The 13,702-nt window shown below is 73.0% G+C and carries 13 protein-coding genes; 8 read left to right on the top strand and 5 right to left on the bottom strand.

What is annotated here, in order from left to right:
* Positions 1-30: 30 nt before the first annotated feature.
* The 4 genes from AB0F89_RS00395 (at position 31) to AB0F89_RS00410 (ending at position 5,060) form a co-directional block, all read left to right on the top strand.
* On the top strand, positions 31-942 hold the full coding sequence (locus AB0F89_RS00395; protein ID WP_367131398.1) for a hypothetical protein: 912 nt from the start codon (positions 31-33) through the stop codon (positions 940-942).
* 72 nt (positions 943-1,014) lie between these two features.
* Positions 1,015-1,956: a hypothetical protein gene (locus tag AB0F89_RS00400; RefSeq protein ID WP_367131400.1), complete on the top strand. Its 942-nt coding sequence runs from the start codon at positions 1,015-1,017 to the stop codon at positions 1,954-1,956.
* Positions 1,957-2,212: 256 nt separating this feature from the next.
* Entirely contained in the window at positions 2,213-4,507 is a 2,295-nt protein-coding gene (locus tag AB0F89_RS00405; RefSeq protein WP_367131402.1) for an FdhF/YdeP family oxidoreductase, read from the top strand.
* 70 nt (positions 4,508-4,577) lie between these two features.
* Positions 4,578-5,060, top strand: a complete 483-nt coding sequence (locus tag AB0F89_RS00410; protein WP_367131404.1) for a hypothetical protein — start codon at positions 4,578-4,580, stop codon at positions 5,058-5,060.
* A 12-nt stretch (positions 5,061-5,072) separates the two neighbouring features.
* On the opposite strand, the gene AB0F89_RS00415 is transcribed toward AB0F89_RS00410, so the two are convergent.
* Positions 5,073-6,593, bottom strand: a complete 1,521-nt coding sequence (locus tag AB0F89_RS00415) for a phytoene desaturase family protein (RefSeq protein ID WP_367131406.1) — start codon at positions 6,591-6,593, stop codon at positions 5,073-5,075.
* 94 nt (positions 6,594-6,687) lie between these two features.
* On the opposite strand from AB0F89_RS00415, the gene fdhD reads away from it, so the two are divergent.
* The 4 genes from fdhD to AB0F89_RS00435 are packed head-to-tail and all read left to right on the top strand — an operon-like array spanning position 6,688 to position 10,366.
* Positions 6,688-7,512, top strand: coding sequence for a formate dehydrogenase accessory sulfurtransferase FdhD (gene fdhD / locus AB0F89_RS00420; protein WP_367131408.1), 825 nt, complete (start codon positions 6,688-6,690; stop codon positions 7,510-7,512).
* Positions 7,509-8,675, top strand: coding sequence for a CaiB/BaiF CoA transferase family protein (locus tag AB0F89_RS00425; RefSeq protein ID WP_367131410.1), 1,167 nt, complete (start codon positions 7,509-7,511; stop codon positions 8,673-8,675). Before fdhD ends, AB0F89_RS00425 begins: the two co-directional genes overlap by 4 nt.
* Before the next feature lie 16 nt (positions 8,676-8,691).
* On the top strand, positions 8,692-9,582 hold the full coding sequence (locus AB0F89_RS00430) for an alpha/beta hydrolase (RefSeq protein ID WP_367131412.1): 891 nt from the start codon (positions 8,692-8,694) through the stop codon (positions 9,580-9,582).
* 40 nt (positions 9,583-9,622) lie between these two features.
* Complete coding sequence (locus AB0F89_RS00435) at positions 9,623-10,366, top strand: methyltransferase domain-containing protein (RefSeq protein ID WP_367131414.1); 744 nt, start codon at positions 9,623-9,625, stop codon at positions 10,364-10,366.
* Here AB0F89_RS00435 and AB0F89_RS00440 read toward each other — a convergent pair.
* The 4 genes from AB0F89_RS00440 to AB0F89_RS00455 form a co-directional block, all read right to left on the bottom strand.
* A complete protein-coding gene (locus tag AB0F89_RS00440; RefSeq protein WP_367131416.1) occupies positions 10,353-10,946 on the bottom strand; it encodes an RBBP9/YdeN family alpha/beta hydrolase in 594 nt (197 codons plus the stop codon). The two genes, AB0F89_RS00435 and AB0F89_RS00440, sit on opposite strands and share 14 nt — an antisense overlap.
* Position 10,947: 1 nt before the next feature.
* Positions 10,948-12,228 carry an ATP-dependent Clp protease ATP-binding subunit ClpX gene (gene clpX / locus AB0F89_RS00445; RefSeq protein ID WP_077008567.1) on the bottom strand — a complete coding sequence of 427 codons (1,281 nt, stop codon included), beginning with the start codon at positions 12,226-12,228 and terminating at the stop codon, positions 10,948-10,950.
* Positions 12,229-12,435: 207 nt separating this feature from the next.
* Positions 12,436-13,062, bottom strand: coding sequence for an ATP-dependent Clp protease proteolytic subunit (locus AB0F89_RS00450; RefSeq protein WP_367131418.1), 627 nt, complete (start codon positions 13,060-13,062; stop codon positions 12,436-12,438).
* A gap of 28 nt (positions 13,063-13,090) precedes the next feature.
* Complete coding sequence (locus tag AB0F89_RS00455) at positions 13,091-13,699, bottom strand: ATP-dependent Clp protease proteolytic subunit (RefSeq protein WP_367131420.1); 609 nt, start codon at positions 13,697-13,699, stop codon at positions 13,091-13,093.
* Between the last annotated feature and the right edge of the window lie 3 nt (positions 13,700-13,702).

A 13,702-nucleotide genomic window follows, 5' to 3' on the forward strand; every position in this document is an offset into this window, starting at 1 on the left:
CGGTAGGGCTGACGTCGAGTGGGGGGAACCGTGGACGAGTACCGGATCGAGGACCACCCCGACCTTCAGGACCGCGGCTGGGCGCGGGCGGCCGTGCGGCGGGCCGAGCGGGAGGCCAGGGCGCAGCGGTTGCGGTCGTTGCCCCGGCGGCCGCGGCGGCGGTTCTGGGCGGGGCTGGCGATCGCGGTGGCGGCGGTGCTGCTCGGGTGGGCGGTGGTCGAGACGGGTTCGGGCGCCGGCACGGGCTCGTCGGGCGGGCTGCGACCGGTCGACCCGGACGAGCCGTTCGCGGGCACGTCGGCGGCGTCGTGGGCGGACGGCGCGGACGGGGTGGTGGCGCCGGACGGCCACCAGGTCGGCCCCTACCCGGCCGACCAGGTGCGGGCGACCTACGAGCGGGTGCGCGAGGCGGTGGTCGCGGCCCGGCTGGACCGGCGGGTGGTGCGCGACCACGACCTGGAGCCGTTCTTCGGGCTGTTCGCACCGGACCTGCGGGACTCGCTGCGGGTGCTGTTCGACGGCCGCAACGACGGCGAGGCGGCGTTGGCGGCGACGCGGGTGGACAGGGGCGCGCGGTTGGCGGAGGTGGAGCCGAAGGTGCGCGGCGAGATGGTCGCCGAGGTGGGGCCGGAGGGCGAGCTGGCGGTGCGGACGGACTACACGTTCGCCTACGCGTTCACGCCGGACCGGCCGGAGGCGGTGCGCGGGCCGCTGGACGTGGTGGCGTTGTCGCGGTTCCAGGTGCGGTACTCGGTGCGCACCGGCGGTCCGGGCGTGGAGGGGCTGTGGGCGGACGCGTCGATCGGCTCGTTGCACTCGATCGGGTGTTCGGCGGCCAAGCGCGGCTACCTGGCGCCCGCGTTCACCGAGCCGGCGCTGCCGACGGGGTTGGACTTCGACCTCAGCGCCCCGTCCTCGCCCGCCGACGGCTGCCCGGAGTGACCCGGTAACGCGGACGTCGCCTAGTCCGATCGAGTGATCGCATCACTCGATCGGGGGGGCAGCACGGTGGACATGCACGGGTTGGAGGACCACCCGGACCTGAACGACGAGAAGTGGATCCGGGAGGCGACCCGGCGGGCGGAGCGGGAAGCCCGCGCGTTCCGCCCCAAGCGGCGTCGAAGGCCGCGGCTGCCGCAGGGCCGGGCCAGGGCGATCACCGCCGCGGCGCTCGTGGTGGCGATGCTGGTCGGCGCGTCGGTGTGGAGCGGGTTCGGGCAGGACGCGTCGCAGCCCAACGCGTTCTCCGGCGTCGACCTGGACCGGCCGTTCACCGGCACGCCCGCCGAGGGGTGGGCGGACGGCGAGGCCGGGGTCGTCGCGCCCGCCGCGGCGGCGGTCGGCGAGTTCTCCGCCGAGCAGGTCGCGCAGGGGTACGAGCGGGTGCGGCAGGCCGTGATCGCGTCCCGGCTGGACCGCCGGGTGGTCGAGGCGCACGACGTGGAGCCGTTCCTGGCGCTGCTCGCGCCGGACCTCCAGGACCACATGCGCCCGCTGTTCGACGGCCGCAACGACGTCGAGGCGGGCCTGGTCGTCACGCGGGTGGCGCGGGGCTCGCGGCTGCTGCCCGCCGCGCCGAAGGTCAACGGCTGGATGCGCGCCGAGGCGGGCGAGCCGGGCGAGCTGGTCGTGCGCACGAACTACGTGATCGCCTACGCGTTCGCCGCCGCCGAGCCGGGCAGGCTGGCCGGTCCGATGGACATCGTCGCGGTGAGCCGGGTCGAGATGAGCTACGTCGTGCGCTCCGGCCCGGACCTCCGGCCCGAGAGCCACGGCCTGTGGACCGACGAGGCGTCCGGGTTCAGCTACTCGATGTCGTGCGAGGCGGCCGAGCGGGGCTTCCTCGCGCCGTGGATCGCCGACCGCCGGACCGGCGCCGCCGGCGGCGCGGAGGACCCCGAGGAGTACTTCGACCCGAACCGGCCGCTGTCGACCGAGGACGACTGCCGGGAGTGAGGCGGCCGGGCGTCACCCGTTCAGTCGATTCGCGGGTTGGTGACGCCGATCACAATTGACACCGATCCCGGATCGGTGCAGGTGGGAAGCCGGGTGCACGGGCCGTTCGCAACCCCTTGGGGCCCGTGCCGGCGATCTGGCGCGCCTCGCCGCGACCGGTGATCGGACAGGCCGCCGGCGCGCTCGCGCGGGGTGCGCCGGCGGCGTCGCACGGTCGCGCCCGCGTGGCCGCAGGATGTGGGCGCAGAATGTGGTCATGGACCGCAACCCGCCCCGCCAGGACATCGACGAGTCGCAGCTCGACGTCAGCGAACCCAAGCGGTGGGCGGCGGGCATCCCCGGCGTGGCGGTGTCCGTCAAGCGCGGTGTCGAGCAGATGGGCCTGGCCCGGACCGCGACCACGCTGAAGCTGCTCAACCAGCGCGAGGGCTTCGACTGCCCCGGCTGCGCGTGGCCGGAGCCGCAGGGTCACCGCAAGCTCGCCGAGTTCTGCGAGAACGGCGCGAAGGCGGTGGCCGAGGAGGCGACCAGGCGGCGCGTCGGGCCGGACTTCTTCGCCGCGCACCCGATCGCCGAACTGGCCGGGAAGACCGACTACTGGCTGGGGCAGCAGGGCCGCATCACCGAACCGGTGGTGCTGCGCGAGGGCGCCACGCACTACGAGCCGATCGGGTGGCAGGACGCGTTCTCGCTGATCGCCTCCCACCTCGACGGCCTGGCGAGCCCCGACGAGGCCGTGTTCTACACCTCGGGCCGCACCAGCAACGAGGCCGCGTTCCTCTACCAGCTGCTGGTCCGCTCGTTCGGCACGAACAACCTGCCGGACTGCTCGAACATGTGCCACGAGTCGTCCGGCGCGGCGCTGTCCGAGACGACCGGCATCGGCAAGGGCTCGGTCGGCATCGAGGACTTCACCCGCGCCGACCTGATCGTGGTGATCGGCCAGAACCCGGGCACGAACCACCCGCGGATGCTGTCGGCGCTGGAGGAGGCCAAGCGCGGCGGCGCGAAGGTCGTGGCGGTGAACCCGCTGCCGGAGGCGGGGCTGCTGCGGTTCAAGAACCCGCAGAACGCGCGCGGCCTGGTCGGCGCGGGCACCAAGCTGGCCGACGAGTTCCTGCAGATCCGGCTGGGTGGCGACCAGGCGCTGTTCCAGGCGGTCGGCAACCTGCTGCTGTCGTGGGACGCGGTGGACACCGGGTTCGTCGAGGGCTTCACCGACGGGTTCGCGGGCTACGCCGACCACGTGCGGCGGCTGGACTGGGAGTCGGTCGACGTGGCGACCGGCCTGCCGCGGGCGCAGGTCGAGCTGTTCGCCCGGATGCTGGCCGACTCGCAGCGGACGATCTTCTGCTGGGCCATGGGGCTGACCCAGCACAAGCACTCGGTGCCGACGATCCGGGAGATCTCCAACGTCGCGCTGCTGCGCGGCATGATCGGCAAGCCCGGCGCGGGCCTGTGCCCGGTGCGCGGCCACTCGAACGTGCAAGGCGACCGGACCATGGGCATCTGGGAGAAGATGCCGGAGAAGTTCCTGGCCGCGCTGGAGTCGGAGTTCGGCATCGACGTGCCGCGCGAGCACGGGTTCGACACGGTGGCATCCATCCGGGCCATGCGCGACGGCCGGGCGAAGGTGTTCTTCGCCGTCGGCGGCAACTTCGCCTCGGCCACGCCGGACACCGCGGTGACCGAGGCGGCCCTGCGCGGCCTCGACCTGACCGTGCACGTGTCGACCAAGCTGAACCGGTCGCACGTGGTGCACGGCCGCACGGCGTTGATCCTGCCGACGCTGGGGCGTACGGAGAGCGACCTCCAGCACAGCGGCGAGCAGTTCGTCACGGTCGAGGACTCGATGTCGGTGGTGCACCGGTCGCGGGGGCGGCTGGCGCCCGCGAGCGACCGGCTGCTGTCGGAGGTCTCGATCGTGTGCCGGTTGGCGCGGGCCGTCCTCGGGCCGGACCACCCCGTGCCGTGGGAGGAGTTCGAGAAGGACTACGACCTGATCCGCGACCGGATCGCGCGGGTCGTGCCGGGCTGCGGCGACTACAACGTGCGGGTGCGCCGCCCCGACGGGTTCGTGCTGCCGCACGCGCCGCGCGACGCCCGCGAGTTCACCGGCACCCGCACCGGCAAGGCGCAGTTCTCGACGGAGGACCTGACCGTGCTGCGGGTGCCGCCGGGGCGGCTGCTGCTGCAGACCATGCGCAGCCACGACCAGTACAACACCACGATCTACGGCCTGGACGACCGCTACCGGGGCGTGAAGGACGGCAGGCGGGTGGTGTTCGTCAGCCCGGCCGACCTCGACGCGCTCGACCTGCTCGACGGCCGGCACGTCGACCTGGTCAGCGAGTGGCCCGACGACCCGACCGGCGTCACCGAGCGGCGGGCCGAGCGGTTCCGGGTGGTGTCGTACCCGACGGCCCGCGGCTGCGCGGCGGCGTACTTCCCGGAGGCGAACTCCCTGGTGCCGCTGGACTCCACCGCCGCCGTGTCCGGCACGCCGACGTCGAAGTCGATCGTGGTGAGGCTGGAGAAGCGGGACGACTGACCCGGCGGCGCGGTAACGCCGGCGGCCGTTCGGGCGAACCACAGGGCAACCGACCGCTCTGGAGTCAGCCTTGATCAGGACCGTGCTCGCCGTCGCGCTGCTCGCGCTCAGCGCCTGCACGAGCACCCCACCGGACCCGCCGCCGAGCGCGCCACCGACCGAACCGCCGTCCACCGCGACCGATTCGGCGGGCGTGAACTGCGACGACGCCCCGCCCGAGGTGGTCGGCGCGGCGCTGCGGCTGCGGCTCAACCACACCCGGCAGACGATCACCGGCAACGTGGTCCGCTGCGCCTACGACGGCGGGATGGCCGAGGTCCGGTTCGAGACCGGCGCGGACGCGGCGTCGTTCGCCGGGGGTCGGGCGGAGCACGGGCGGGTGACCGACCTGCCGGACTTCCACGACGAGGCGTACCGCGCCACGGACGTCGTCGGCGAGGTCGTCAAGACCACCGTCGTCGCCCGCTCCGGGACGGTCGAGGTGACCGTGACGTCCGGCGCGAACGCCGACCAGGCGCGACAGCTGGTCGACGACCTCTTCGCCGCCCTCTGAGCCGGGCCCGGGTCACCGCTCCAGCACGGCCATCGCCGCGTTGTGGCCGCCGATCCCGCTGACCCCGCCGCCGCGCCGGGCGCCCGCGCCGCACACGAACAGGTTCGCCACGTCGGTCTCCACGCCCCACCGGCCGACCTCGTCCTCGCGCTCGGCGAACGGCCAGGCCAGCTCGTCGTGGAAGATGTTGCCGCGCGGCAGGCCCAGTTCGGCCTCCAGGTCGAGCGGCGTGCGGGCCTCCAGGCACGGCTCGCCGTCGGCGTCCGTCGCCAGGCAGGACTCGATCGGCTCCTCCAGGTGGGCGTTCAGCCCGGCCAGGTAGCGGCCGACCAGCTCGTCCCGCAGCCCGGCGTTGTCCCGTTCGAACAACGCCGCCGGCGTGTGCAGCCCGAACAGCGTCAGCGTGTGCCACCCGCGCCCGACCAGCTCGGGCCCGAGGATCGACGGGTCGGTCAACGTGTGGCAGTACATCTCCGACGGCAGCACGGACGGCGCCCGCCCGGCCGCGCTCTCCCGGTACGCCGCCTCCAGCTGCCCGTACGACTCGTCCACGTGCAGCGTGCCGGCGAACGCCACCCGCGGGTCGACGCCGCTGCGGAACCGCGGCAGCCGCTCCAGCAGCATGTTCACCTTCACCTGGCAGCCCTCGGCCACCGGCGTGCCCGGCCGACCCCGCAGCGCGTCCAGAGTGGACGGGGCGACGCCGGACAGCACGAACCGCGCGCCCACCGCGCGGCCGTCGTACTCGACCTCGGCCGCCGTGCCGTCCGCGTCCACCCGCGTCACCTCGGCGCCCGTCACGACCTCCGCACCGGCCTCGCGCGCCACCCGCAGCAGCTCGCCGGTCACCGCGCCCATCCCGCCGACCGGCACCTGCCACTCACCCGTGCCGTTGCCGATCACGTGGTACAGGAAGCACCGGTTGGCCTTCAGGTCGTGCAACGACGTGTGCGTGCCGATCAGCGCGTCGGTCGCGACCACGCCGCGCACCACGTCGTCGGCGAACAGCTCCTCCAGCGCCTCGCCCAGCGGCCGTTCCACGACCTGGTCCCACAGCCGGGCCCGCGCGACCGAGTCGACCCGCAGCCGGGCGTGCTCGCGCGACAGCAGCGGCTCCAGCATCGTCGGCGCCAGCGCCCCGGCCAGCACCTCCAGGTCGTCGTACCAGCGCCGCCAGCGCTCCCACTCGGCGTCCGACCCGGTCAGCGCCCGGAACGAGGCCGCGGTCGCCCCGCCCGGGTCGCGCTCCACCAGCAGGTCGCCCGCCGGCGTGTACGACGAGGACGCGCGGGACCGCAGCGACACCCGCAGCCCGAGGTCGGCGACGATCCGGTCCGGCAGCAGGCTGACCAGGTACGAGTACCGGGACAACCGGGCCGGCACGCCCGCGAACGCCTGTTCGCTCACCGCCGCGCCGCCGACGTGGCCCAGCTTCTCCAGCACCAGCACCGTGCGGCCCGCCCGCGCCAGGTAGGCCGCCGCGACCAGCGCGTTGTGCCCGCCGCCGACCACCACCACGTCGTAGATGTCCACCTCGGCGACTCTAACCAGTGCGCAACGCCGTCACGGCGCGCGCGACACCTCCGTAACCTGGTGGGGAGACTTGGCCGAGCGAAGGAGTTCCCCGATGGGGCGGGTCACCGTGCGTCGCCCAGTGGTCACCTATGCGCGACGGACGTCCCGGAAGCGGGTCGACGCGCTGGCCGCCGAGGAGCCGTTGGAGCTGCGCGTCGGCGGCAGGGCGTTGACCGTGACGATGCGCACGCCCGGCCACGACGTCGAGCTGGCGCACGGCTTCCTGCTCGGCGAGGGCGTCATCGGCGGGTTGGCGGACATCGCCGTGGCCCGGTTCTGCGAGGGCGCGGGTCCCGACGGCGTGAACACCTACAACGTGCTCGACCTGGCGCTGGCCGACGGCGTCGCGCCGCCCGACCCCGGTGTGGAGCGCAACTTCTACACGACCTCGTCGTGCGGCGTGTGCGGCAAGGCGGCGTTGGACGCGGTGAAGCTGAAGACCCGCTTCTCCCCCGCCGGCGACGCGTCGACGGTCGACGTGGACGTGCTCTCCGCCCTGCCGGACGCCCTGCGCGCCCGGCAGAAGGTGTTCGCCGCCACCGGCGGGCTGCACGCCGCCGGGTTGTTCACCACGACCGGTGAGGCGCTGGTCGTCCGCGAGGACGTCGGTCGGCACAACGCGGTGGACAAGGTGCTCGGCTGGGCCGTCCTGCAGGACCGGGTCCCCCTCGGGGGGACCGTGCTGATGGTGTCCGGGCGGGCGTCGTTCGAGCTGGTGCAGAAGGCCGCCATGGCCGGGGTGCCGGTGCTCGCCGCCGTGTCCGCGCCGTCCTCGCTCGCCGCCGAGCTGGCCGAGGAGCAGGGCGTGACGCTGGTCGGCTTCCTGCGCGGCGACTCGATGAACGTCTACGCCGGGCACGACCGGGTGGTCGCTTGAGACCCCTGGACGGCGTGCTCGTCGTCAGCCTCGAACAGGCCGTCGCCGTGCCGTACGCCACCCGGCTGCTGGCCGACCTCGGCGCCCGCGTGATCAAGGTGGAGCGGCCCGGCGGCGGCGACTTCGCCCGGCACTACGACAGCACCTGCGGCTCGGTGTCGTCGTACTTCGCCTGGACCAACGTCGGCAAGGAGTCGCTGACCCTCGACCTGAAGCACCCGGCCGCCCGGGACGTGGTGGACCGGCTGGTCGCCGCCGCCGACGTGGTCCTGTGCAACCTGTCGCCGGACGCCGCGCGTCGGCTCAACGTGGACGCCGACTCACTCCGTCAGGTGAAACCCGACCTCGTGGTCGGTGACCTCTCCGGTTACGGCGAGTCGGGGCCGTACGCGTCCCGCAAGGCGTTCGACGCGCTCGTCCAGTCCGAGGTGGGCCTGATCGACCTGACCGGCGACGGCGACGTCACCGCGCGGGCGGGCATCTCGGTCGCCGACATCGCGGCGGGCGTGCAGCTGCAGTCCGCCGTGCTGGCCGCCCTGCTGCGCCGCGCCCGCACCGGCGAGGGCGCGACCCTGCGGCTGTCGCTGTTCGACGCGATGGCCGAGTGGATGCACCAGCCCATGCTGTACGCGGCGGGCGCCGGGCGGGCCGCGCCGCGCACCGGGGCGCACCACCCGAGCATCGCCCCCTACGGGCCTTTCACCTGCGCGGACGGCACCGTGCACCTGGCCGTGCAGAACGAACCGCAGTGGCGGCGGCTGTGCGGCCTGCTCGGCCGCCCCGAGCTGGCCGACGACCCCCGCTTCACCACCGTCAGCTCCCGGGTGGCCCACCGCGCCGCCCTGCACGCCGAACTGGACTTCACCGCCTGGACCGCCGCCGACCTGGTCGAGGCGCTGGACCGGGCCGACGTGCCCGCCGCCCGCACCCGCACGGTCGCCGACCTGCCCGAGCACCCGCAGCTCACGACCCGCGCCCGGCAGGCGTCCGTGGCGGTGCCCGGCGGCGAGGTCACCGTCCTGCGCCCACCGGTCGACTCCTCCGGCTGGGAGTGGGTACCCGGTTCGGTACCCGCCTTGGGCGAGCACACCGAGCACGTGCTGCGCGGGCTCGGCTACACGGCGGAGCAGGTCGCCGCGCTCCGAGCGCGGTCGGCGGTCTGACAGCACACCCGACGCGGTGGAGGACTCGACGGGGGGCGGTGACGTGGTCAGCAGGCGGACGGTCCTCACGGCGCTGGGCGGTGGCGCCTTCGCGGCGGTGGGCGTCACGGCCGGGTTGCGCAGCGACGCGCCGTTCGGCGAAGCGCTCCGGCACGCGCGGGGCGTCGCCGGTCCGGTGCCCGCCGTGAAGCGGTCCGTGGTGCGGGTCGAGCGCGTCCACTCGCACCACCGCGGTCGCGACGTCGACCTGCTCACCATGGTCCCGCCGGGCGTGCCCACCGAGGGCCTGCCCATGTCGATCATGCTGCACGGCCGGCACGGCACCGCCCGGCTGGCGTTCGTCGGCGGGATGGAGGAGGTGCTGGCCGCCGCCGTGGGACGCGGCCAGGTGCCGCCGTTCGGCTTCGTGGCGGTCGACGGCGACGACCACTACTGGCACGAGAACGTCCCCGGCGACGACCCGATGGGGATGCTGCTGGAGGAGGTGCCCCGGTGGCTGGCCGAGCGCGGCCACGGCGCGCCGTTCGCCTGCACGGGGGTGTCGATGGGCGGCTTCGGCGCGCTCCTCTACGCCCGGCGGCGGCACGAGCGGCGCGAGCCGACCGGGGCCGTCGCCGCGATCGCGCCCGCGCTCATCACCGACTGGCCGGAGATGGCGCGGCGCAACGCGTTCGCCGACCGGGAGCAGTGGGTGTCGCTCGACCCGCTGAAGCACGTGGCCGAGCTGGGCGCCACGCCGATCGGCGTCTGGGCGGGCGACCACGACCGCTTCATCACCGGGACCCGCCGGTTCATCGCCCTGGCCAGGCCCACCGTCGCCGCCATCTCCCCCGGCAGCCACGACGACACCTTCTACCGCCGGGTCGTCCCGGACGTCATCCGCTTCCTCGGCAGGCGCGTGCCCTGACGCTCACAGGTCCTCCACACGGCTGTGGTTGCCTGGCGGCATGCCGACCAGCCCGGACCCGATCGCCTACCTCGACCACGCCGCCGACGCGGGCCGCGCCTACAAGCGGCGGCTGCTGGAGTCGCTGGACCTGCGGCCGCACCACGTCGCCCTGGACGTCGGCTGCGGCCCCGGGACCGACCTGCCCGCCATGGCCGAGCGGGCGGGGACCGTCATCGGCGTCGACGCCGACCCCGCCATGGTCGAGGAGGCCACCCGCCGGACCGCCGGCCTGCCCGTGCTGGTCCACCGGGGCGACGCCCGGGCGTTGCCGCTCGACGACGGCAGCGCCGACCGCGCCCGCGTCGACCGGGTCCTGCACCTCGTCCCCGACCCCGGCGCCGTGCTGGTCGAGCTGCGCCGCGTGCTGCGCCCGGGAGGGCTGGCGGCGCTGGCCCAGCCGGACTGGGAAACCCTCGCGGTGGACCCCGGCTCGGTGGCCACGAACCTCGCGTTCAACCGCTTCGTGTGCGACCGGGTCGTGCGCAACCCCGTCGTCGGTCGCCAACTGGCACGACTGGCCGTCGACGCGGGCCTGACCGTGCGGGCGGTCGAAGCCGACGTCCAGCTCCTGCACGACTTCCCCACCGCCGACGACCTGCTCGGCCTGACCCGCAACGCCCACCGCGCCGTCCGGGCGGGCCGGCTGACCCGCCGAGCGGCCGAGACCTGGCTGGCCGACCTCGCCACCGGCCCGTTCCTGGCCGCCTTCACCCTGTTCCGGGTGGTCGTCAGCGCGGCGTGAGGGGCACGCGGGCGCTGCGCACCCACTTCAGCACGGCGCCCCACGACCCGTAGCCCGCGTCGACGTTGAGGTGGCCGCCGTCCACGATGACGTCCACCTCGACCCGCAGCGCCTCGGCCAGCTCCTTGGCCTGCGCCACCGTGCAGTACGAGTCGCCCTCGCCCACCACCAGCCGGGTCGACGCCGCCGCCCGTCGCGGGGCCTCCGGGCTCAGCGCGGGGTGCAGGAACTCGCGGATCAGCGGCTCGTCGGCGTGGTCCGGCGCGGGTGGTGCGACCAGCAGCACGCGGTCCACCCGCAGCGCCGGGTCGACGTCGCCCGCGGCGTGGTGCAGCCACAGCAGCCCGGCCAGCGAGTGGGCCACCACGACCCGCTCGACCGAACCCGCCTCGGGCATCGCGGCCAGGTGCGACCGCAGTTCGGCCAGCCACGTCGACAGCCGCGGCTCGTCCGGGGAGCTGAACTGGGGCAGGTCGACCGACCCACCGTGGTGGGCCAGCTCGCCTGCCAGCCAGTTCTGCCAGTGCTCCGGTCCGGAACCGCCCAGGCCGTGCAGGATCAGCGCGTGCGGGAGGGACAACTCAGGCCGACTTCTCGCGGCGCTCCCGGCGCGAGGGCTGCCGGGCCACGATGGTCGGGTTCACGTTCTCCTTCACGGTCTGCTCCGTGATGACGACCTTGGCGACGTCCGAGCGGCTGGGGATGTCGTACATCACCGGCAGCAGGACTTCTTCCATGATCGCCCGCAGGCCGCGCGCCCCGGTGCCGCGCAGGATCGCCTGGTCGGCGACCGCCTCCATCGCCGTCCGGGTGAACTCCAGTTCGACCCCGTCCATCTCGAACAGCTTCTGGTACTGCTTGACCAGCGCGTTCTTCGGCTCGGTCAGGATCCGGACGAGTGATTCCTTGTCCAGGTTCGTGACGCTGGCGACCATCGGCAACCGGCCGATGAACTCCGGGATCAGGCCGAACTTGATCAGGTCCTCGGGCATCGACTCGGCGTAGTAGTCCGCCGCGTCGACCTCGGCCTTGGTCCGCACCTCGGCGCCGAAGCCGAGCCCGCGCTTGCCGACCCGGTCCTGGATGATCTTGTCCAGGCCCGCGAACGCGCCCGCCACGATGAACAGCACGTTCGTGGTGTCGATCTGGATGAACTCCTGGTGGGGGTGCTTGCGACCACCCTGCGGCGGCACCGAGGCCGTCGTCCCCTCCAGTATTTTCAGCAGCGCCTGCTGCACGCCTTCGCCCGACACGTCCCGCGTGATCGACGGATTTTCACTCTTTCGAGCGATCTTGTCGACCTCGTCGATGTAGATGATGCCGGTCTCGGCGCGCTTGACGTCGTAGTCCGCCGCCTGGATGAGCTTGAGGAGGATGTTCTCCACGTCCTCACCCACGTAGCCCGCCTCGGTCAACGCCGTGGCGTCCGCGATGGCGAACGGCACGTTCAGCATCTTCGCGAGCGTCTGGGCCAGGTAGGTCTTGCCGCACCCGGTCGGGCCGAGCATGAGGATGTTCGACTTGGCGAGTTCCACGCCGTCGTCGCGACCCTCGCGCCCGCGGTCACCGGCCTGGATGCGCTTGTAGTGGTTGTAGACCGCCACCGAGAGCGTGCGCTTGGCCTCGTTCTGGCCGATCACGTACTGGTCGAGGAACTCGTGGATCTCGGCGGGCTTGGGCAGCTCGTCGAGCTTGACGTCACCGGCCTCCGCGAGTTCTTCCTCGATGATCTCGTTGCAGAGGTCGATGCACTCATCGCAGATGTAGACACCCGGTCCGGCGATGAGTTTTTTCACCTGCTTCTGGCTCTTGCCGCAGAAAGAGCACTTCAGCAGGTCGCCGCCGTCACCGATACGTGCCATGACCGCTGACCTCTGTCCCCTCCGGCGCACGACCTGGTGAGGTGCGCCTGACTGCTGATGTGGCGAGTGCCCGCTGGATGCGGGGTCCGCCCGTTCCCCTCGACGGTACCTGTCCAACCCCGCTGCGCGGGAGGACCAGCGTGCCCCCGACACCCCGAACTGAGCAGGACCCCTGGTCAGCTCGGCGTGTCGGGCGGCGCGCCGGACCTACTTCGCCGAGAGCTTCCGGTAGGGCAGAACGCTGTCGATGAGCCCGTATTCCTTCGCCTCGTCGGCGGTGAGGATCTTGTCGCGCTCGATGTCCGTGCGCACCTGCTCCGGCGAGCGGGTGGTGTGCCGGGCGAGCGTGGTCTCCAGCAGCCTGCGCACCCGCTGGATCTCGTTGGACTGGATCTCCAGGTCGGAGACCTGCCCGTAGACGCCCTCGGTGGCCGGCTGGTGGATCAGGATCCGGGCGTTGGGCAGCGCGTGCCGCTTGCCGGGGGTGCCCGCCGCGAGCAGGACCGCGGCCGCCGAGGCCGCCTGGCCCAGGCAGTAGGTCTGGATGTCCGGGCGGACGAACTGCATGGTGTCGTAGATGGCCATCAGCGAGGTGAACGAGCCACCCGGCGAGTTGATGTACATCAGGATGTCGCGGTCCGGGTCCTCCGACTCCAGCACGAGCAGCTGGGCCATCACGTCGTTGGCCGACGCGTCGTCCACCTGCACGCCGAGGAAGATGATGCGCTCCTCGAACAGCTTGTTGTACGGGTTGGACTCCTTGATGCCGTAGCTGGTGCGCTCGACGAACGACGGGAGCACGTACCGGGACTGCGGCGCGTGGAACTGGCTCACTTCAGGTCTCCTGGTGCTCTGCTCGCGGTCAGTTGGTCGTCGCCTGGCTGGCGCGGGTGATCACCTTGTCCACGAAGCCGTACTCGAGGGCTTCCTGGGCGGTGAACCAGCGGTCGCGGTCCGAGTCGGCGATGATGCGCTCGACCGGCTGACCGGTGTGCTGCGCGATGAGCTCCGCCATCTCCTGCTTGGTCCGGGTGAGCATGTCCGCCTGGATCGCGATGTCCGCCGCCGTGCCGCCGACACCGGCCGAGGGCTGGTGCATGAGGATGCGGGCGTGCGGGAGCGCGTGCCGCTTGCCGGGCGTGCCCGCCGAGAGCAGGAACTGCCCCATCGAGGCGGCCAGGCCCATGGCGTACGTGGCCACGTCCGGCTCGATGAGCTGCATCGTGTCGAAGATCGCCATGCCCGCGGTCACCGAGCCGCCGGGCGAGTTGATGTAGAGCGTGATGTCCTTCTCCGGGTCCTCCGCGGCGAGCAGGAGGAGCTGGGCGGTGATCTGGTTGGCGATGCCCTCTTCGACCTGCGACCCCAGCACGATGATCCGCTCGCGGAGCAGGCGCTCGTAGACCGAGTCGTTGAGGTTCATCCCCGTGGCCGACCGCATCTCGGGCGTCGGGAAGGAATGCTGCGTCACGTC

The sequence above is a fragment of the Saccharothrix sp. HUAS TT1 genome (assembly GCF_040744945.1).
Classification (GTDB): domain Bacteria; phylum Actinomycetota; class Actinomycetes; order Mycobacteriales; family Pseudonocardiaceae; genus Actinosynnema.

Excerpts from the sequence above, each read along its gene's own strand:
- AB0F89_RS00400 (WP_367131400.1), top strand. The coding sequence starts at position 1,015 with ATGCACGGGTTGGAGGACCACCCGGACCTGAACGACGAGAAGTGGATC.
- AB0F89_RS00405 (WP_367131402.1), top strand. The coding sequence starts at position 2,213 with ATGGACCGCAACCCGCCCCGCCAGGACATCGACGAGTCGCAGCTCGAC.
- fdhD (WP_367131408.1), top strand. The coding sequence starts at position 6,688 with ATGGGGCGGGTCACCGTGCGTCGCCCAGTGGTCACCTATGCGCGACGG.
- AB0F89_RS00435 (WP_367131414.1), top strand. The coding sequence starts at position 9,623 with ATGCCGACCAGCCCGGACCCGATCGCCTACCTCGACCACGCCGCCGAC.
- clpX (WP_077008567.1), bottom strand. The coding sequence starts at position 12,228 with ATGGCACGTATCGGTGACGGCGGCGACCTGCTGAAGTGCTCTTTCTGC.